Origin of the sequence: Persicobacter psychrovividus (genome assembly GCF_036492425.1) — a bacterium.
Lineage (GTDB): Bacteria > Bacteroidota > Bacteroidia > Cytophagales > Cyclobacteriaceae > Persicobacter > Persicobacter psychrovividus.
The window spans coordinates 182,555-204,479 of sequence record NZ_AP025293.1 but is presented as its reverse complement, the minus strand read 5'-3'; the positions used below and the strand labels follow the sequence as shown (position 1 = coordinate 204,479).

Here is a 21,925-nt window from a genome sequence, read left to right as displayed (position 1 = left end):
ACAAAAATTGACAAAAATAAAGGGCTTTCCATCGACTTTTTATTTTTTGGGATGATCCCACAGAAGGGGCTTGCGCTTATGGATTCGCAAATTCAGTGGGAGAAATCCAGGAAGAGAAGCATTCTAAACGGTGTGGGCATTAGTTTGAGTTAGCGATGCGCCGGCCTGCCTTCACTCTTCACCATTTGGTGATTGCGAAGGTTTGGAGGCTGCACTATTTTCAATTCAAAGATTTTTTAATATGCGAAAATTGAACCCATTAATTTTGCTTGTGCTCTTACTTTGCCTTTGTACACAAGCGTTTTCTCAGGCTTGGCAAAGCATGAACCCTGGCGGTGGAGGGCAGATTCAGGACCTCTATTTTGACCCTGAACACGAGGGCTGGATTTGGTTCAGCAGTGATATGGAAGGGACGTATCTTTCGAAAGATTACGGCGAAAGTTGGCAGTTCAACGGGCGGGAGCTGGCCCATGGAATGGCCTTTACGGTCTGTAAGGAACATGCCTCAGCGCAAGCCCGTCGGCGCCTGTACCAGGGGGGGCTTTTGGGGGCACATTATACCGACGACGATGGTGCGCATTGGCGCCTGATCAACGAAACCAAGGGAGTGGCCATTGCTTCCATTGCCATATCCGCAGATAACCAAACCGTTTTGCTTGGGCCGGGTTGGCAAAATAAAGACCCACAGAAAGGGCAATATGCGATCATCGATCCTGTTCAACCCCTGACGGGCCCACGGACGGTTTTTATCTCCCATGATGCGGGGGCTTCCTGGCAGGAGGTGAGCTATGAGTCCACTGATGGTTACCATCAAATTTATGCCATGAACATCAACCCCGTTTCGGGGGATATTTATATCGCTGCTGCCGCAGGACTTTACATTTCCCGTGACCAGGGGCATAGCTTTAGTAGGATCAGTAACCCCGCCGGCACCTCAGCAGAAGCCAACGGAGGGATTGCCGCTACCAGCAGGGAAGAGGGGGCCTGTCATGGTGTAGCCATTTCGCCCGATGGTCAGCAGCTTTATGCCATCTACCGATTGGATGCCAACCATACCGCATTGCTGACTGTGGCCACGGAGGAAGCCAATGATCCCAGTGCGTGGCGTAGCCTGATGGATGACAACATTTCGACACAGGCGGAATGGTATGATGTGAAGGTTGATCCACGCTCGTCCGCAACAAATGTAAAATTACTCATCGGCACTGGCCGCACAAGTGCCGACGACCGCAAGGGATTATGGGAAGCAACGGTCGCCTATGCGTCGGGAGAATACCAGTCGCATCAATGGCAACTGATTGCCGACAGGTCGGGGTTTGATATGGAAGTGGGCTGGCAGGCGATACCTTTCGTCTCCCGCGCTTTTGACTATTCGCCACTAAGCTGGAGCGAACGGAAAATTGTAACCATGGGCGGGATGAACGTCTTTCTCGGCCATCCTGATGCCGCTGGCTGGCCAACTTCCGCAGAAAGCTGGACGAACATTTATTGTGACCCTTCGGAAGATAATTTTGGGCATCATACCACCTGGAGCCATAAGGGTTTTGCAAGTCCGTTCACCAACGACGTCTGGGCTTATAAAAACTATGTCATTCAGGGTGGTGCCGACCACGGGGTGTTGGAAAGTTGGGATTATGGTAAAAGCTGGACCGATGAAACGGGGCCCGAAGGCAGTACCAATTCACAGGCGGTAGCCGTTGTGCCCACCTCACCAGCCATTATTTTGGCAGACAGCCGTGGGGGCTATGGCGCTGCGGCACCTGATAAAGGGAAGTTGTATGCGAAAGTGATAGAAAATGATGCGCAGCAGAGCGAGAGATGGTTTCAGATTGGTGGTGGAGGAGAGCAGTTCAAGGGGATGCTGCCACGGCAGTTCCGCGCCATCGCTGTGGATCCACAGCATCCCGAGCGGGTGTATGTAGGTGCAAGGACAGTTTATGATATTGGCGGGATATGGACCACCGAGCAATTTACTGAACTGGTTTTTGGCGATGGACAATGGACCAACATTGCCAACAGTGAACTGAATCAGCTTACGGTTGCGGATGTATGGGTCGATCCCAACGATTCACAGGTAATCTGGGTGCTCGCAGGCGGGAAAGTTTTCCGTGGGCAGGAGCAGGAACCCATGGTGTGGTCATGGCGTGTTGTGGACCTTGAGGCAAGAGATTTTTATGTCTGGGATAGAAATGGCCAAACGGCCCTCGTGGCGGCGGCGACCATCAATGGAGTCAATGCGATCTATTGGTTTGAAGCGGCAGCGGGAAAAAGCTGGGAGCAACTCAGTGATTGGCGCAATACAGGACTGACGATCGAACAAACCCTGGCTATTGATCCTCAGGAATGGGTGCAGGGGCTTGGCACGCATAAGCTGGCCTTTAATGGTCTGGCGGCCCATGGCGATCATATTGTTGTGGGGACCGAACTGTTAAGACACAAAAAAGGCGTGGGCATCTTCCGTGCCACCATCTCTGGTACCGATGTTTCCTGGGAGAACTGGGCCACCGATCCCACAGGGCAGCGGATGATCTACCCACGGGCAAGACAGGCACGTGTTCAGCTTGATGAGTCCGGGACCCCATATTATTATATGGCCACCACCGGTACCGGCCCATGGAAGCGTTTACTGACCGCTACTGAGCAGCAAAATCCAATACAAACCGGCAGCACTTCGATCACCGATATTTGCCTGACGGAAAACAGCGTAGTAAACGTGGCACTGCCTTTTACCTATGAGGCTTCCATATTCTCTTCGGAAACGGTTTTTTCGGTAGAAATCTCTGACCCTCATGGGTTATTCGGTAATCCGACGGTTGTCGGGACAATAACAAGTGATGGCAGCGGGCAGCAGGAAGCCGCAGTGAGCCTGCCAACCGATCTGCTTTCAGGAACCAACTATCGTCTCCGTGTGGTGGATTTGGAACAGCAAATTTTTGGAACAGAAAATGCCAATGGCGGATTGACGATCATTAAAAATTCCGCAGAGGTTAAGGAAGTATCCGCAGAAATCACTGAAGGGGAAGTCCTCTTGCAATGGCAATTGCCCCAAGGATGTTTCGAGGAAGTTTGGGTAGTGGTGGCCGAAGAACAGCCGGTGGGCGCGAGCTCGGAACTTACAGGGACCGGCGAGGGATTTACGGCAAGCCCGGTTTTTGGGGAAGGAACGACCCTGCTGAACGGTTTTCTGGCTTATAAGGGATTGGGCACTTCGGTAAAGGTGGAAAACCTCAGCCCCCTGAAAACCTACCACTTTCGGATATTCACCCGCAATGGTTCTTTTTATGCGGAAGGAATTGAAACCAGCAGCCTGTTTATCTTTCCGCCACAGGTGCAGCATTTTGTGCCGGCAACTGCGGCGGTGGGTGAGGTGGTGCGTGTGGAGGGGAAGTATTTTACCGACCTCACGGGCGTGAGCGTGAATGGTAAATCAGTGGAGTATCGCCTGCTGAACGATCAACAGCTGGAATTGATCATCATGCCTGCGCATACCTCGGGCCCTGTACAGGTAAGTGGGGCGCACGGCAGTACCCTTTCCGAGGCATTGCTTTACATAAACCCCAAGCCACAGTATCCCCTTATTTTTTCGGTGGAACAAATGGATGGTGCAGATGCCTTTGCGGAACAGTCCATTACCGTCCATGCGCAACAAGGTGGTTTTGTCAATGATTTTTTATTTGACGGTACAGCCTCAGTCATTAATAATGCCATCTCGGAGGGCTACGAAGGCGCCTCAGGAGCCAATAATGTGATGTTTGATGCCCCTGAGGAAACCTTTGTTATCAATAATATTCCTGTCGCTGATTTTCTGAATGTCAGCTTGCAGATGGGGCTTCGGAAAAATAATATTACAGACAATGGCGAGGGGATGCTGGTGGAATTTAAAACCGGGGCGGATGACTGGCAGCCGCTGTTTACGCCTATGGTTACCGGACAGGGAACCGCCGACTGGCATGTGGTGGATGCCTACGGTGAAATTCCCGAAGCGGAAAACTTGCAGATTCGCTTTCAGAAAAAAAATGAAACCAACTGGCGGCTGGATGATCTTCAGTTTCGGGGGCTGCCGAAAAACACCGGCGTGATCGACCTGCGGTCTTTCAGCCCTCAACAGGGGGCCAACCTCGATACCGTCCTGCTGCGTGGGCGTGGTTTCAGCAATGTGCATTCGGTGGCTTTTGGTGAGCGTTATGCTGAATTTATTAAAATTTCAGATACCGATTTGCAGGTAATTGTTCCTGAATATCTGACTCAAAATGCCTACATCCGTTTACTTTCTGTGCAGGAAACGGTGTCGGAATACCCCTTTTTGCTTCAGCAGCGAAAGCCCGTGATTTACAAAGAATCGCTGGAGGGGGGATATTCAGCAAAAGTGAATGTGCCCTTGCAGGAATTTGTGCAGGGTGGTGGCTTGGTGAACGACTGGCTGGCAGTTTCTGGGGAGGCGGTGGTCAGGAATAATTCTCAGCCAAGTGAAGGCTATCGGGGTGTAAGTGGCAATTATTGTTTGCTGATGGATCAGATGGGGCATTATTTTCAGGTGGATGGTATCGATAGCCGTGGCTTCACCGACATGAAACTCCGCTTTGGTTTACGGAAAAATTTTGCGGTGGAAGATGGCAGTGGCTTACGGGTGGAGGTAAAATCTGCCGACGGGCCGTGGCAGGCATTACAGATGCCCCTGCCGACGGATAAATCATCGAATGAAGGCTGGCTGGTCGCTTATACTTATGGCGACATTCCAGCGACGGATCAGCTTGCTATCCGCATGACCAAAACCAATGATACCAATTGGCGGATTGATGATCTTCAGCTGCTGGGCATCAGTGGCGGTCAGGCGCCTGTGGTTAATGCTGTAAGTCATCAGCAAATCTTTGCAGGCGATACCGTAACTGTTTCGGGGAATCACCTCACCACAGCTTCGGTCTATTTTGGCGCTGTTCCCGCACCGGTACTCTTCAATAATAGTGAAACCGTTTCGGTGCTTGTGCCTGCGGGCGTGGAAACTGCCGAGGGGGTGCTGATTGCCAACGACGGACAAGTGAACCTTGGCCTTTTCGAAGTGCCACAGCAAGGGTTTGTACGGGAAACCTTTGATGGCAATTGTTCAGGAAACAGCAATATTTCGGATTATGCCTGTTTTCAAAATGCGCTGAATTTTTCAGGAAGTGGACAAATCAACTATAATTTTCGGCAGGAAAGTGATTATGAAGGCGCTTCAGCAGGCTATAATGCGTATCTGCGTGCGAGTGGGGAAGATTTTGTGATGCAAGGGGTGGACCTGTCGAACACCATCGATCCGCTGTTGCAGTTTGCGGTGCGTAAAACGGATACGGAAGAAACGGGCACCCAACTTAAAGTTGAATTCAAAAGCGAGGGGGCCGAATGGCAGGCATTGCCTTACACCCTCCCGTCTGGCAAGGGGTGGTTCCTGACCGACAGTATCGCTGGGCTTCCTTCAGAATTAATTGACCTGAGGTTTACCGCCCTTTCCGCTCATAAATGGCGCATTGATGATATCAATATTATTGGTGAGCAGCGGGTGTCCGATCAAGCGCAGATGACCGCCTTTCTGCTCCCTTCCCTCGGGCTGTCGTTGGAGATTGATCAGGAATCGGGCTTAATTAGCGGGGAAGTGGCACACGACACCGATTTAAGTTCACTGACGGCAGAAATCAAAATGACCGCAGGTGCATATGCGAGCCCAAATCCACTTTTGCCACAAAATTTCGATCAGGAGGTGGTTTATGCCATTGTGGCTCCTTCGGGAAACACCAAAGAATACCGGGTGCTCCTCAGCAGACTCCCCGCTCCCGAACCCGAACCCGAGCCGGAGATCCTTCAGAACTTCCGCGCCGTGGAAACTTTTGACCATCCCGAAGCACTGGATTCCCTTGCGGGAAATATCGATCATCCCTATTTTGTGAATGAAGATATTCATTTTAATGGAACGGTATCGGTCGTCAAGCAATCGAGCTGGGAGAGTGATTACCTGCATGCAAGTGGAGGCTATGCAGTGAAATTTTCTTCCGCAGGAGATTATCTTGAGCTGGGCAATATCAATATTTCAGAAATGGAAGACCCCATTTTATACTTTGGCATTTATAAAAACACCATCACGGAGGATGGGTCAAATTTCGGGGTGGAAATCAGTGATGATCAGGGCGAGAGCTGGTTGTCGTATGCGGTAGATTTACCCGTGGGCAGTGGCAGCAGCAAGTGGTATTATTATCATCTGGAAGATACCCTGCCTGCCCGGGATCAACTGTTGCTTCGCTTTACGGCAAAAAACAGCAATAAGTGGCGACTTGATGACCTGATGATCAGTGAGGGGCTTGATGAAAATCACCGAAGTTTAAAGGCCGATGAAAGCCTTTCGCTGGCCCGTATTTTTCCCAATCCTGCCAAGGGTAGGGTAACGGTGAAATCCAATTTTGCCATCACGCACCTTTCGGTGATGGACATGGCCGGAAGAACGGCATTAGACCTTCAGCAAGGGGGAGAAAAACAGGTTAAGGTGAATTTGAAAACGCTCTTGCCGGGAATGTATTTGCTGAAAATTGTTACCGATCAGCAGACTTTCTATCAGCGTTTGCTGGTCCAATAGCCTTCTCATTTTTGCAGAAAGCGACAGGCTGCCGTCCTTTTTGTATCCTAATAATTTGGCCACTTCATCGGTATGGAGTGGCCTTTTCTTTGCTGAGATTACCATTTGCAATAAAATTTCAGCATTCAGCGGAAAGGCCAAAAGCGATGCAATACATTTACCTGAACATCCGTTAGGATAAAAATGGAATTAGCAAAAAATCATATCCATCGGCCATTTTTGTATTTATCTGCGGGCCTGTTAATACTTATCAGCTACACTTCCCTGACAAGTATGCACATCCCTGCCGAAGATAATATCACCCTTTACCTGATGGTTTCGGATGCCGTCCTGACGATCCCCACCACTTTACTGACCATCCTCTTTTGGGTGATTACAGCTTATAAATTCAAAAAACCGAAATTATTGTGGGGCATACCGCTGATGCTGTTCTTCTATGTATCGGCCACTTATCTGAATGAACTTTTCCTCAAAGAGCAAATCGCTTCCCCGCGCCCAAATATGGTCTGGATGATGGAACACCATTATCTCAATATGGAAGAATTCTACGAGCAACATCCCACCAAAATTCTTCGACGTCAGGCTTTGGAGCCGGTGGTTAATCAAATAGATTCCAATATTGTCCCCTTGGCGCTGAAGTCACACTGGATTCATGAAACCGGCTATTCCTTTCCTTCGGGCCACAGCGAACATGCCTGGATCCTTTGCAGCTCGCTCATTTTCCTTTTGTCTTATTTTTATAAAAGGGTCATGCTGTTCAATCTGCTGTTGGTGGCCCTGGCGGTCGCTGTGAGCCTTTCGCGGGTACTCCTTTATGTGCACCGACCCATTGATGTTATCGTTGGCGCGTTGATGGGCGTTGTGCTCGGCTATGTGCTATTCCTGATCTTACAGGCCATCTTCCCCCATGAGCACCGAAAGGTCTGAAAGTGAATGATAAACACACCTATTTAACATAATGCTATTTGTTGAAGCTGATATCGTGTTAATGTGGAGGTAGAAAGAAAGGGGAGATAAATTGTGCTCAAGGGTCAAAATGGTGCCTATGATTTATCACTTCGGAAAAGGCCAACGCTTTCCTGTTCATTTGCTGAAGCGCCGAAGAGCAGCGGTATGGATGGCGCAAAATTCAAAATCAATTTTAATAACCCGAACTTGCAGTAGGATGGTAAGTTTGTAAACACGGGTTTAAGTGTGGAGGATTTTAGACTTGTCCATTTCTTACAAAAAGGGGGGTATATCGTTCTGAGCGCCATTTTGTATGATTTTGACAACCATTTGTAATGCATATCAAACTGTATTGGGGAGGGAATGTGCTAATTGGGGGTATCATTTTTATATTTCAATAGCGCATTAGATGAGAAGACTTTTTTTACTTTTTGGAACATTGCTTTTTGTTTGTCCTCTGATTCAGGCATGCAATAAGGTAGTCGAGAACGGGCCTTCAAGACCCAAAGATCAGTCAAAATATTATAAGGCTGAAGATTTTATTATGGGGGTTGATTTATCCTATGTTGATCAGATTTTAGACCATGGCGGTCAATATTTGGCGGGCGGGAAAACGGTCGATCCTTATGAGATATTTAAAGAAAAAGGCGCCAATATGGTTCGCCTTCGTTTGTGGCACAATCCGGATTGGGTGCAGGAGATCAATGGTGCAGACTCCAAATTGTACAGTGGATTCGAGCAGGTGAAAAGCGACATCGAAAAAGCCAAAGCCCACCAGTATGAGGTGAATTTGGATTTGCATTATTCTGATAACTGGGCAGATCCAGAAAAGCAGGACCCACCAAAAGCATGGCAAAATATCACGGATTTGAAGGTGTTGGTAGATTCGGTTTACAATTACACCTATACTGTGTTGGACCAGCTCGGACAAGAAGATTTACTTCCTGAAATGGTGCAGGTGGGCAATGAGATTAACTGCGGAATGCTATCCACCAACGTGCCAGCAGGTTTCCCTGCGATGAAAATCTGTGATCAGGAAAACTGGGAAAATGCAGGAAAGGTAATCAATGCGGGTTTGCAGGCCGTGAGCGATATTGAGGCGAAATACAAGGTATCGATTGAAACGATGCTTCATGTAGCAGATCCAAAAAACCTGGACTGGTGGTTTGGCAACATGATGACCAAAGGAAAAGTAACAGATTTTGATTTGATCGGGCTGAGTTATTATCCTTTATGGCATAACAGTATTCCTTTTGAAAACATGGGGCAAACCCTTGCCGACCTGAAAACCAAATATAAAAAGCAGGTGGTTATTGCCGAGGTAGGTTACCCTTTTACCACTGAAACCAATGATGATTACCATAACCTTTTTGGCAGTCAGGAACCGGTGAAGAACTATCCATTTACCGTTAATGGCCAGCACCAGTTTATGCAGGATTTAACAAAACAAATGCGCGAACACCAGCTTCGTGGGGTGATGTACTGGGAGCCGGCATGGATTACTTCCGAGATGAAAGACCAGTGGGGGCAGGGCTCTGCCTATGAAAACTGTGCATTTTTTGGCTACGATGGCCAGCTATTGCCGACAGTAAATTATATGCATTTTAATTACGACAAATAACAAGGGAGCAATGAGGGGGATTTTTTACGTCTTGCTGATGGCGCTGTGTGCATGTACCACAGCACGGACATCAGAGGGGTTTCAACCAGATATTTTATTCAATGATGGCTGGCAGTTTCAGCGGCTGCCCGATGGGGAGTCCGCTCTTTCGGCCATCAACGAGCAGGCTTGGGAGCAGGTGAGTCTTCCGCATACGGCCAAGCAAGAACCGATGGTAATTACGGGTAAGCAGTGGCAGGGCAATGCGGTATATCACAAAACTTTCCACTTGCCAAAGGTCAGTACAAAGGAGATCATCAACCTTCATTTCGAAGGGGCGATGCAAACGGCAGATGTTTACCTGAATGGTCAGCACCTGGCACAGCACAAAGGCGGGTATTTACCTTTCGATGTGGTGCTGAACCCTGCCTTGAAATATGGGGCCGCCAATGAGCTGATGGTCATGGTGAACAATGAGGATGATGCTTCTATTGCTCCGGGAAAGCCGATTGCAGATCTTGATTTCAATATTTTCAGTGGAATCTACAGGAATGTTTGGCTGCAAATAAAAAAGCCGGTACACATCACCTCGCCACTGCACAGCGGAGTGGCCAAAGGGGGATTGTTTGTTACTTTTCCTGAAGTTACAGCACAACAGGCCACGGTCAGCACACAGGTAGAACTGGAAAATTCGGCCAATGAAAGTGCTGAAGTTTCCCTTGAAACGGTGCTGAGCCATGAGGGCAAAGTGGTGAGCAGAAACAGTAAAAAATTACAGATCAAGGCAGGGGACAAACCGACATCGGTATTGAAAATGCAGGTGGAAAAACCTATGCTGTGGTCGCCGGATGCACCGAATTTATATCAGCTTACGGTATTGGTGCGCAACGCCAAAGGGCAGGTGCTCGATCGTCAGGAAACCAAGGTGGGTATCAGAACTTTCGAGATTAACAAAGATGGCGTTCTGCTGAATGGGAAATTGGTGCGTTTGCGCGGAACCAACCGCCACCAGTCGTACCCTTATATTGGTTATGCGATTTCCGACAATGCCAACTATCGTGACGCCTATAAAATTAAGGCGGCAGGTTTTAACTTTGTCAGACTCTCACATTATCCACAAACCACTTCATTCCTTAAAGCCTGTGATGAACTCGGGCTGATCGTGATGGATTGTATTCCTGGATGGCAATTTTTTGGGGATGCTGAGTTCGAAAAAAATACCATTAACGATGTTCGCCAAATGGTGCGCCGTGACCGCAATCACCCTTCGGTAATGATTTGGGAGGCCTCTTTGAATGAATCGGGCATGACAGAGGCGTTTATGAAAAAAGCCCATCAGGCTGTTCATCAGGAATTCCCTGGGGATCATGTTTATACTTCTGGCTGGCTCGAAGGTATTTATGATATTTACTGCCCGGCACGTCAGCACGCCAAAGCACCAGATTACTGGAAGAAATACGACGGTTCGTCGCCAATACTTATTGCCGAATATGGTGACTGGGAGTATTATGCACAAAATGCGGGCTTCAATCAAAAGGCCTATTCGGACCTGACTGCCGAGGAAAGAACCTCAAGACAGCTCCGCAGTGATGGGCAGACGAGATTGCAGCAGCAGGCGATGAATTTTCAGGAAGCCCACAACGATAACCTTTATGGTCGTGCGGTTGGGGATGCCAACTGGCTGATGTTCGATTACAACAGAGGCTATGCTCCTGACCTGGAATCGAGTGGTATTATGGATATCTGCCGATTGCCTAAACTGGCGTTCTATTTTTATCAGAGTCAGCATAATATCCTCAAAAATCGCGATCAGCAACTGTACGGACCGATGATCAAAATTGGGACTTACCTGACGGACCCTACTGAACGACAAATCAAAATATACAGCAACTGCGAAGTGGTGGAGCTTTTTGAAGGGAGCCACAGTCTTGGCAAGCAATACCCTACCAAAAATGCCGTGGCCAACCAGCTCGAACATGCGCCTTTTATTTTCACTGTCAGTCAGTACCCTTCCACTTTGCGTGCCGTCGGGATGGTTGATGGGAAAGTGGTTTGTGAAGATGTGGTGAATAGGCCAACCGTTGCAAGCAAGTTAAAATTAGAGGTAGATCAGCAGGGAAAAGCTTTGGAGGCTGGCGTAAACGATGTCGTTTTTGTTCATGCCTACCTGACCGACGCCCGTGGAACAACCAATGTCCACAGCTCAAAAACCATTCAGTTTAAAGTCAGTGGTGATGCGCAAATTATTGGCGACAATCCAGTAAAAGCGGAGGCCGGAATAGCTTCTGTACTTTTAAGAGCGGGATCGAAAGGTGGAATCATTAAAATTACGGCTGAGTGCAAAGGCTTGGCACCAACAACGATTGAAGTAACTCCTAAATAATTTTTTTATTTTTAATACGTAGAACATGTCAAATTTTTATGACCTACTTAGGTATGCCTTTACCTTGGTATTAATGCTGTGCTTTTCTCTCAGTATTCAGGCACAGAGTCTGATTAAAGGCGTCGTAACTTCTGGGGCAGATGGCGAAACGCTGCCAGGGGTGAATGTGCTCATTAAAGGAACGAGTACGGGAACGGTTACCTCTATTGATGGAAGCTTTGCTTTACAAGCGGCTCCGGAAGATATTCTTGATGTGAGTTTTGTGGGTTTTAAGTCTCAGCAAATCAAGGTGGGGGCGCAAACCAACATTAAAGTGGTACTGAAAAATGATGTTACGGCCCTGAAGGAAGTCGTCGTGATTGGATACGGTACCGCAAAAAAATCTGACCTTACGGGTGCGGTAACGGCCATTAATGCCTCAGATTTTAATCAGGGGGCCATTGCCTCTCCGCAGGAATTGCTGAACGGTAAAGTTTCGGGGGTACGCATTACCACGGATGGTGGAGCCCCAGGTGCTGGCGCTTCTATCCGGATTCGTGGGGGATCGTCCTTGTCGGCTTCAAACTCCCCGTTGATCATTGTGGATGGTTTGCCGCTCGATTCCAAAGGGGTATCCGGTATGCCTAACGGCCTGAGCTCGATCAACCCCAACGACATTGAAACCTTTACAGTGCTTAAAGATGCCTCGGCAACCGCAATTTATGGGTCAAGAGCCTCGAATGGTGTGATTATTATCACGACAAAAAAAGGGGGGAATGATTTTCAGTTGAGCTATACGGGCAATGTTTCGGTGGCGACACCCGCTTCAAGAATTACTAACCTGAACAGCTTTGAGTATGAAAACCTGATCAATGAACGCTTTGGAGCCGACAGCGCCCCGGGCAGATTGATGGGCTATAATAATGCGCTTTATGATACCGATTGGCAGGATATGATCTTCAGAAATGCCATTTCTACGGAGCATAATATCTCCGTAGGAGGTAAAGTAATGAAGGTGTTGCCTTACCGTGCTTCGGTGGGTTATAACGATAATCAGGGTATTTTGAAAGGCTCGGGAATGCAGCGAACCACCGCAAGCCTGAACCTGTCGCCAAAATTCTTCGACGATCATCTTTCGGTGAATGTGAACAGTAAGTTTATGCACATGAAAAATGAGTTTGCCGACCAGAGTGCGATTGGTTCTGCAGTGGCTTTCGACCCTACCAAACCGGTTTTTATGGACAACCAGAAATACGGTGGCTATTACACCTGGCTCGATCAGTCGGGGAGTAAGATTATGCAGGCACCGGCCAATCCGCTGGCAATCCTTAATCAGCAAACCATTGGCTCGAATGTTAATCGTTTTATCGGAAATATTCAGCTTGATTATAAGTTTCATGCCATTCCGAACCTGAAGGCCAACCTTAACCTCGGTCTTGATCAGTCAGTAGGAAATGGCGAAGCCAACACCCATGCGGGTTCAGGGATTAACAATGAAATTTATGACCGCCAGGGGAAATTCTATAACTACCGTCAGGACAAGAAAAATGAGCTACTGGATTTTTACCTGCAATACAACAAAGATTTGCCGGCACTGAAATCGCGTTTCGATGTGATGACAGGGTATTCGTGGCAACACTTCTGGTATAGCGAGTCGAATCATACCTCTTTTGGCGATGGCAATGAAAATGGCAAGACAGACATTGAGGTAAGATCAGAAAACTATCTGGTATCATTCTTCGGCAGGGCCAATTACAGTTTCATGGAGCGCCTGAATTTAACGGCCACTTTGCGCTATGACGGTTCTTCCCGCTTCAGTGAAAATAACCGATGGGGTGTTTTCCCTTCATTTGCCGGTGCATACAATTTCAAAAAAGAGGCCTTCCTGAAAAACAGCGAGGTGGTTTCTACGCTGAAATTACGTGTGGGGTGGGGACTTACCGGCCAGCAGGATGTTGGCAATGACTACCCTTCGCAGGGTATTTATAAATTCAGTAATGAGCCGGCTTCTTTTGTCTATTATCGACAAGACGGCAGTATGGTGCATGTGCCTACTGTACGTCCAGAAGCTTATGACGAAACCCTGAAATGGGAAAGTACCGCCACCACCAACATTGGTATCGACTTTGGTTTTAAGGATGACAGAATTAATGGTAGTCTGGAACTGTATGAACGCAAAACCAACGATCTGCTGAATACCATTCCGGTTCCGGCAGGTTCAAATTTCCGAAATCATGTACTGACCAACGTAGGCTCACTTTCCAATAAAGGGATTGAACTTACCCTTAATGGCAAGGTAGTACAGACTTCTGCTTTCAACTGGAATTTGGCTTTTAATGCTTCAAGGAACTGGTCGAAAATTACCAAACTGACCGCAGTGGATAATCCTGATTACCGTGGGGTATTGACGGGGAGCATTGGTGGCGGAACGGGAAACAACGTTCAGATCCACGCCGTAAATCATTCGGCCTTCTCTTACTTCTTGTATCAGCAAGTTTACGACCACGAAGGCAAGCCTGTTGAGGGGCAGTATGTGGACAGGAATGGCGACGGGATTGTCAATGATGATGACCGTTATATTATGGATAAAAATGCGATTCCTGACTGGACGCTCGGCCTTTCGAGTAATATGACCTACAAAAACTGGGATATGTCCATGTCTTTCAGAGCCAATATCGGAGTGTACAATTACAATGCTTCCGCTTCTGGATCCGGAACCTTCAATGAGATTATCACTGGTGGTGATTATATCAACAACGTGCACTCGGACGTGCTCAACACGCATTTCTCGAAATACAATCAGCTTTCAGATTATTACGTGCAACGTGCAGACTTCCTGCGCCTTGACAACATTATGCTGGGCTACAATTTCAAGAACATCACCAAAAGCCACATGAGCGCAAGGGTGTATGCTTCCGTAAACAACCTGTTTGTCCTGACCCCATACAAAGGCATGGACCCTGAAGTTTTCAACGGGATTGATTCGGACTTTTATCCAAGACCACGCACATTTCTGATGGGCGTAAACCTCACTTTTTAATTGATGGAGATGAAAAATTATTTTGCTAAGTGCCTGATCTTTTGTTGCCTGATGAGCATGGCGGGCTGTATCAACGACCTGAACGTAACCCCAATTGACCCCAATAAGCACACCGCAGAGAAGGTCTACAAATCTGAGGAAGATTTGATGTCGGGGCTGGGGAAACTTTATAACGGATTGTCGCATACTGGGCAGTATGGCCCCGCTGGGGATCAGGACCTTGACGATGTGGATGAAGGGACCTCGAACTACTGGCGGACCTATTGGAATATTCAGGAATTGAGTACGGATGAAGCCATTAACGGCTGGAATGACAACGGCCTCGATGAGCTGAACTATGGACTGGTGAATGCCTCCAACCTGATTACCCGAGCGATGTACTATCGACTGGTTTATGAGGTGGTCCTGACCAACGAGTTCATCCGCAAAGCGGAAGAGGTGCGCAAGCCCTCATGGAAAAACGTTCCACAGATGATCGCCGAGGCGCGTTTCCTTCGGGCATTGTCTTATTATAATTGCCTGGAATTATTCGGAAATGGGGTGCCGTTTGTTACGGAGGCGGACCCTATCGGTTCATTTCTGCCCAAGCCTGCCGGCAAACAGTTTGGTCACGAGTTGTTTGATTATATCGAAAAAGAGTTGCGAGCGATTAGCGGTTTGGACGATAGCGATGCACAGCTTGCCGATGCCCGTCAGGGGTATATTGGCCGTGCTGACAAGGGAGCAGCCCTGGCGTTGCTGGCTAAATTATACCTGAATCATAAATCCTTCTTCTCTGAAGATGGGCAGGTGGAAAATGCTGATTATTACCAAAAAGGAGCGCAGGTGATTGATTTGCTCACCACTGCCGGTTATGGCGTGGTCGCGAAAGCGGATTTGCCTGCCAATGCTAAATTCTCCGCTTATCAGTCTTTGTTTTTAGCAGACAACCAAAATCAGCAGAAAGAAATCATGTTTCAGCTCAGCTACGATGGTCGCTACATGCAATCGTGGGGTGGGGCGACATTCCTTACCTGTGGCGCGATTTTGAATAATATGAATGCGGCGTATTTTGGCGTGAATGAAGGATGGAACGGTACACGCGGATTATGGAATTTGTACCATAATTTTCATCAGAAAACAGACCTTAGAGCGCAGGCAGACAGCATCTTCTATACACAGGGACGACAAATTGATGGCCCGATAGACCTGAAAGATGCCAACACCGGATTTGGCGTGGGTAAATTCAGAAATGTAAACATCGATGGGACACTGGCCACCAACGATGGCAAAAACGTGATGGTGGATGTCAATATTCCTGTCTTCAGATATGCTGACGTCATTTTAATGGCTGCGGAGTTTGACCTTCGACTGGGGAAATCGGTTTCCGCGAATCACCTTGCCCTGATCAACGAATTGCAAAAACGTGCCGGAAATCGCGAGATCAGCAGCAGTTCAGCCATTGACCTGGACTGGATTCTTCAGGAACGTGGCCGTGAATTGTACTGGGAGGGCTGTCGCCGTACAGACCTGATCAGGTTCAACAAATACACCTCTGGCACCGCACCTTATGTATGGGCCTATAAAGGCGGGCAGGTAAATGGGCGCGCGCTGCCAATGCAGGCACGTTGGTTGCCTATTCCGGCATCGGACATTTCGGCCAATCCGAATATTATTCAAAATAAAGGCTATTAAGCTATTTGATGCGGGCGTGTCGTGTCCAAAAGGCATGCCCCATTTTTTCTTCTAAAACGATCTTTATATGAAAACATTTTTTAACATTCTATGCGTTTTCTTTGTCCTTGCGACCGCCTCGTGCCAACAAGAGGACAACCTGCAGCAACTCGCTGAAAATCCGTCGCCTGCCATTCTGAAAAATGAATTTCAGCAAGCATACACCCTTAATAAATCCGAGGCTGAAACGCCTTTTGAAACCCTCAGCTGGTCGAAAGCGGATTATGGGGTGCCTACGGAAGTGAGCTATACGGTGGAAGTAGCGACGAATGATCGCTTTGAAAATCCTCAGCCCTTACTCACGGTAAGTGGGGAAACTTCGGTAGTCGTTACCGTCGGTACACTGAATACTGTCGCCTTGGCATCGGGAATTTCGATGGACGGCGGTCAGCTTTTCTTTCAGCTGAAAAGCGAAATGCTTGATGATACAGGCATGCCTCAGGAATCTTCTTTGCAACTTGACCCCAACATCCACCAATGCTTTGTGAAGCCATATGCATCACAGAAAAAAGTGATTTATAAAGTGGGTGACAGCAATGGATGGGATGATTATTCGCTGACATTGAGTGAAGAAGAGCCGGGTATTTTTGAAGGGGAATTTGATCTTCAGCAAGGCAAGAAGTTCAAATTATTGCCTGAAAAAGGGGACTGGGACAACGAGATTAGCACGGAAAACACGACAATCACAAGCCCGGATCTGCTGGTGGATAATGAATCCAATTTTGATCTTGCCGGTGAAAATGGCCGCTACAAAATGGTGTATAACCAAAAAGAACAAAGCATTGGCATTACCTTAATTTCGGCGACGGACCCTACGATCACTAAATTATTCAAAGTAGGGGATAAGCTTGGGGAAGATGATCGGTCTGAAGTTTTGCTTCCGGCTACCGATCAGGTGTTTCAAGGCGAATTCACGATGAAGCAAGGGGAGCAATTTAGCTTTGAAGCAGATTTGGAAGGCACCGACATTATTGATGCCACCAAACTGACCATCCTTGCCAACAGTCCTTTGGTACAATCGGCCAATAATCATTTCGAATACACGGGGGCTGAGGGCGCTATCTATAAATTTACCGTAGATTTGAAGGCCAATACCATTCAGCTGGAGGAAAAAGAAGTGGTAGTGTCCAAAGTGCTGTATCTGGTCGGCGACCGAAACAGCTGGACACCTGACCCGAATGGCGCCATTGCTGAAACCGAAGATGGTCTGTTTGAATTTTCTGTGGATTTTTCCGCATGGGAAAAATTCAAATTTCTGAAAGTGCTGGATAACTGGGATGATCTCGTGGATGCCAACAGCTTCACGATCGTCGGTACCGATCTTTTAAAGGATTATCAGGACAATGGGAATTTCACTTATGCTTCTGATGATGCCTCCACGCAAACGGTTATTATTAATACCACTGAAAAAACCATCACGCTGAAGCAATAATTGCAGCGCAGAAAACCGAAGGGCAAACCGATAGCCCTTCGATGCCACGGCCTTTTGCCATAAGGTAATGAACGCAAAAAATATTGATCAAGAAGCACGATTTCACTTACCGTCAGCAAGGAATGGCTTGCTGAACGGAAGATCATGAGGTCTAAATTGATGAATATGAATACCAAAAACCTGCCTTATATAGGGGCGGGTTTTTGTATGATATAAAACAGTGGGAATACCACTTTATTAGGCTAATTTTGCCCTCCCTCGGAACGGATATATTATGAGAAAATTACTGATTATTTTGACCTGTATTTTGTCCTGTATTTTGAATACGGCCGCACCAATTGCTGCTCAGCAACGGATGCGGGTCAATATCAGTCAGCTTAATGTAAGTGCTTTTCCCTCAGCCATTACCAATTCTATTGTGCAGGATGAGCAGGGCTTTATCTGGGTGGGTACCGATCAGGGGCTGTGCCAATTTGATGGTTACTCGGTGCGCACCTTCAGCAAAAGCCAATACCCACAACTGGCGAGCAACCGCATCAGTGCCCTCAACTACGACCGCAGCCGCAATATCCTGTGGATTGGAACCTGGCGCGGCCTTTCTTACCTCGACCTGAAGCAGGAAAAAATTTGCAGGGTTGAAGCCTCCAAACAAGCGGCGGTGCGAAGCCTGATGCTGGATCAGCAAGGCCAACTGTGGGTCGGTAGCAATACAGGACTCGCCACCTATCAGTTTCAAAAGGGGAAACTTCTTCGAAACAACCTGACCCAAAACCTGCCACATCATACCGTGCGATGTGTGGCTAACATCGATCAGAATAGCGTCTGGGTTGGTACATATAACGGCCTTTCTATTTATCATAATGCTTTGTGGGAAAAAGTAGAATTCCCGAAGGAAATCCTGAAAAATGCTACGACTATCGGCAATGACCTTATTTTGAGCATTTTGCCGATTATTTACAAAAAACAACAAGCCGTAGCGGTCGGTACACAGACGGGCCTCCGTATTCTCGATGAAGCGGGGCATGAGCTGGCCTACTACAATCAGAAAAATTCGGCATTAAGCAATGAGGTGATAAAATCCATGCTTCCGCTGGAGAACAAGCTTTTGCTGGGCACAGATTTTGGGCTGAATATATTAGACCTGAACAGCGGTCAGGTGCAATCCTTTTATCATGATCCTGAGCAATTACACAGCCTGCCAAGCAATATTATCCGTGCCCTTTTTCAGGACAAATATGGGATGATCTGGCTAATGACTGACGACGGCATCGGCTTGCTTCAACAACAGGATCCGGCCATTCGGTTTCATCCGGTATTTTATTCCGACCACGGGATTAAAAGTGGTAACCACATCAAAAGCATGGCCCTGATGAGTGGTAAATTGTGGATGGCCACAGAACACGGGCTCATCAGTGAAACCCTTGCCACCCACGAGCACCAATACCTCACGGCGGAGAAGGACAGCAGGGCACGGCTGAATCTCGATCAGGTTAATGTGGTCAGGAAGTCGCCAGCTGATCAACTGTGGATCGGCACCTCTGCCGGCATCAATATCTGGGATCCTGCCACAGAACATATGCAATCCATTCGGGCAGGAAAGGAAAATGGCTTGCAGTCCAATTACATTGCCGACCTGATGATCACGGCACAGGAACAGCTCGTCAGTGCGTGGGAGGGAGGGGTGTTTTCCGCTCAAAAGGGGCAGAGGCACCTTTTTAAAAAGATCGGAGATTATTCCGGCGCGCAGTTCATAGCAACGCCATCATCAAAATTGATTTTTCATGATCATGCCTATTACCAATATATTGATGGGCAGATTCAGCCGCTTGAATGGCTGAACAAATTACTGGCCGATGTTCCGGTAACCTTTGCCGGAATTGCCCATAAAAATTGCCTTTATATTGGCAGCGAAGGGAAGGTTTACCAGTTTGACCTCCACCAAAAGCGCCTGTTGAAAATTATTCATTACCCTTTGCCACAGCCCATGCCGATCATCAATTTGGCGATAGACCGGCAGGGGGGACTCTGGGGGACCACCGCCCATGTTTTTTTCAAAGTGGAAGCCGACCATTGTGTGATTTTTCCTTTGGTGCAGGTGTATTCGGCGGTACATCTTCATGCCAATTGTGCGTTTATCAGCCCCGATAATATGATGTATATCGGTGGGAAAAATGGTTACCTTTCCATTGATATCGACCAACTGAATTATCCCAACAAAATTCCGCAGCTGAAAATTAGTAGGCTGAAAATTAATGGTAAAATGGACCATGCCCGAACCACGGAAATTAATGATCACCGGAACATCACCCTACACCACGACGCGTCTTCCGTTAAAATTGAGCTGAGTAACTTTATGTTTACCAATCCGGCTAATCAGACTTTTACTTATCAGCTTGCGCCTCTTGACCAGCGGGCACATATTCTCAAGGATGGAGATAATGCCATTGCATATAGCCACCTGCCGGCGGGGAAATACCAGCTGAGCATCAATAGCTATAATCAATATGGGATTACCAACACCAAACCGATGGTCATTCAGCTGAGTATTTTGCCTCCATGGTGGAAGTCCGTACCTGCATTGGCGGGATATTTCCTCCTTTTTCTGTTGTTGGCAGGAACAGGAATTTACATCTATCTGCGGGAAGAAAGGCTGAAAAATGCCATGAAAATTGCGCAGCTAAATCAGCAACATATCCGGCAGGACCTTGAAAACCGGCAGACCTTTATGGTCAATATTTCCCATGAACTTAAAACTCCTTTGAGCCTCATCGGCCCTCCTTTGCGCAGTATTGTGCATGAATTGCCCCTGAATGATCAACAGCGGGAGTTGTTCAATATCAGTTTTAAAAACATTGACCGGCTGCAAAGTTTAAGCTCGCAAATTTTGGAGTATCAGATGGTTGAAAGTGGCGTTGCGCAATTAACACCCGTTCCCGTAGAGCTGGTGGCTTTTTTACAGACCCTCTTGCAGGCCTTCACCCATTTGGCCGATCGTAAGCAAATTCAGCTGAAACTCGACACAAACCTGCCGACCTTCTTTTGTGCCCTCGACACCCAAAAGCTCGAAACCATCCTGCTGAACTTATTGGGGAACGCAATGAAATTCACCCCACAGGGGGGAGCGGTTGTTCTGGGGTTTTCTGCCCAGCCTGCGGACCAACAAATTACCCTGACCGTTACGGATAATGGCATCGGGATTGGGGAAGCACAGAAGGCAAAAATTTTCGACCTCTTTTACCAGACCGAGAAGGGGAAAAGTGTTGCGGAAGGTACCGGTATAGGCCTGGCGATGGTTCGGCAGTTCGTCCAATTGATGCAGGGCAGCGTGACCGTTACCTCTGAACAGGGGCAAGGGAGTTGTTTTAGTCTCCGTCTGCCCGTGGAGCTGAGCAAGCAGACGCACACTCGCACCGACAAGCCCGCAGGCACTTCGGTAATGCCAAATACTGAAAAACCAATGGGACAAAAATTATTGCTGGTCGATGATAATGAGGACATTCTTTCGTTTTTGTCCCTTTCCCTGAAGGCGGACTATGAACTGCATTTTGCATACGATGGGCTGTCGGCGGTGGAGCAGGCCAAAACAATTCTGCCCGACCTTATTCTGATGGATGTAATGATGCCAATTATGGACGGCTTTGAAGCATGCGAAAAAATACGGAACATCGCCGAATTACAGGCGGTTCCTATTGTGTTTCTCACGGCTAAGGGAGCCCCGGAGGACCAACTGAAAAGTGTGCTTGTGGGTGGCGACAGCTTTATTGCCAAACCCTTTGATTTACAGTTCCTGAAAGAGAAAATCAAGCGGATTTTACGGAAAGATCAGGCCGTGCGTGATTTTATGCAATCGCAATCCCAATCGCCCATACCAACCGTAGACCCTGCAGATAATCAGGATTATGAATTCATGCATACGGTTTTACATTTTATTGAGGAACACCTCAGCGAGGAAACCTTAAATGTACAGTTGGTCGCCGATAAAATGAACATCAGCAGTACGCACCTCTACCGCAAGGTGAAGGACATTGACGGAAGAACACCCAAGGAACTGATTACTGTTTATCGTATGGAAAAGGCAGGCGCGATGATTCGCAATAATGAAGGCAATATCACCGACATTATGTATGCGGTGGGTTTTTCTTCCCGATCCACTTTCTCAAAAAGCTTTAAAGCCTACTTCGGCCTTGCGCCATCAAAATACAAACAAGGGGAGTAAGGGCGCTCAACCG

Annotated in this window: 8 protein-coding genes; all 8 read left to right on the top strand. The window is 47.7% G+C overall.

Annotation, left to right across the window (positions count from 1 at the left end; all coding sequences use genetic code 11):
• Positions 1–241 precede the first annotated feature (241 nt).
• The 8 genes from AABK40_RS14580 (at position 242) to AABK40_RS14545 (ending at position 21,912) form a co-directional block, all read left to right on the top strand.
• Positions 242–6,601 carry an IPT/TIG domain-containing protein gene (locus tag AABK40_RS14580; RefSeq protein WP_338398423.1) on the top strand — a complete coding sequence of 2,120 codons (6,360 nt, stop codon included), beginning with the start codon at positions 242–244 and terminating at the stop codon, positions 6,599–6,601.
• 183 nt (positions 6,602–6,784) lie between these two features.
• A complete protein-coding gene (locus AABK40_RS14575) occupies positions 6,785–7,528 on the top strand; it encodes a phosphatase PAP2 family protein (RefSeq protein ID WP_338398422.1) in 744 nt (247 codons plus the stop codon).
• A 430-nt stretch (positions 7,529–7,958) separates the two neighbouring features.
• Positions 7,959–9,170 carry a glycoside hydrolase family 53 protein gene (locus AABK40_RS14570; RefSeq protein WP_338398421.1) on the top strand — a complete coding sequence of 404 codons (1,212 nt, stop codon included), beginning with the start codon at positions 7,959–7,961 and terminating at the stop codon, positions 9,168–9,170.
• Positions 9,171–9,180: 10 nt separating this feature from the next.
• Positions 9,181–11,532 carry a glycoside hydrolase family 2 protein gene (locus AABK40_RS14565; RefSeq protein ID WP_338398420.1) on the top strand — a complete coding sequence of 784 codons (2,352 nt, stop codon included), beginning with the start codon at positions 9,181–9,183 and terminating at the stop codon, positions 11,530–11,532.
• Positions 11,533–11,557: 25 nt separating this feature from the next.
• Entirely contained in the window at positions 11,558–14,551 is a 2,994-nt protein-coding gene (locus AABK40_RS14560) for a SusC/RagA family TonB-linked outer membrane protein (RefSeq protein WP_338398419.1), read from the top strand.
• Between the two features lie 9 nt (positions 14,552–14,560).
• Entirely contained in the window at positions 14,561–16,225 is a 1,665-nt protein-coding gene (locus AABK40_RS14555) for a RagB/SusD family nutrient uptake outer membrane protein (RefSeq protein ID WP_338398418.1), read from the top strand.
• 67 nt (positions 16,226–16,292) lie between these two features.
• A complete protein-coding gene (locus AABK40_RS14550) occupies positions 16,293–17,696 on the top strand; it encodes a SusE domain-containing protein (protein ID WP_338398417.1) in 1,404 nt (467 codons plus the stop codon).
• 274 nt (positions 17,697–17,970) lie between these two features.
• Complete coding sequence (locus AABK40_RS14545; protein WP_338398416.1) at positions 17,971–21,912, top strand: hybrid sensor histidine kinase/response regulator transcription factor; 3,942 nt, start codon at positions 17,971–17,973, stop codon at positions 21,910–21,912.
• Positions 21,913–21,925 lie beyond the last annotated feature (13 nt).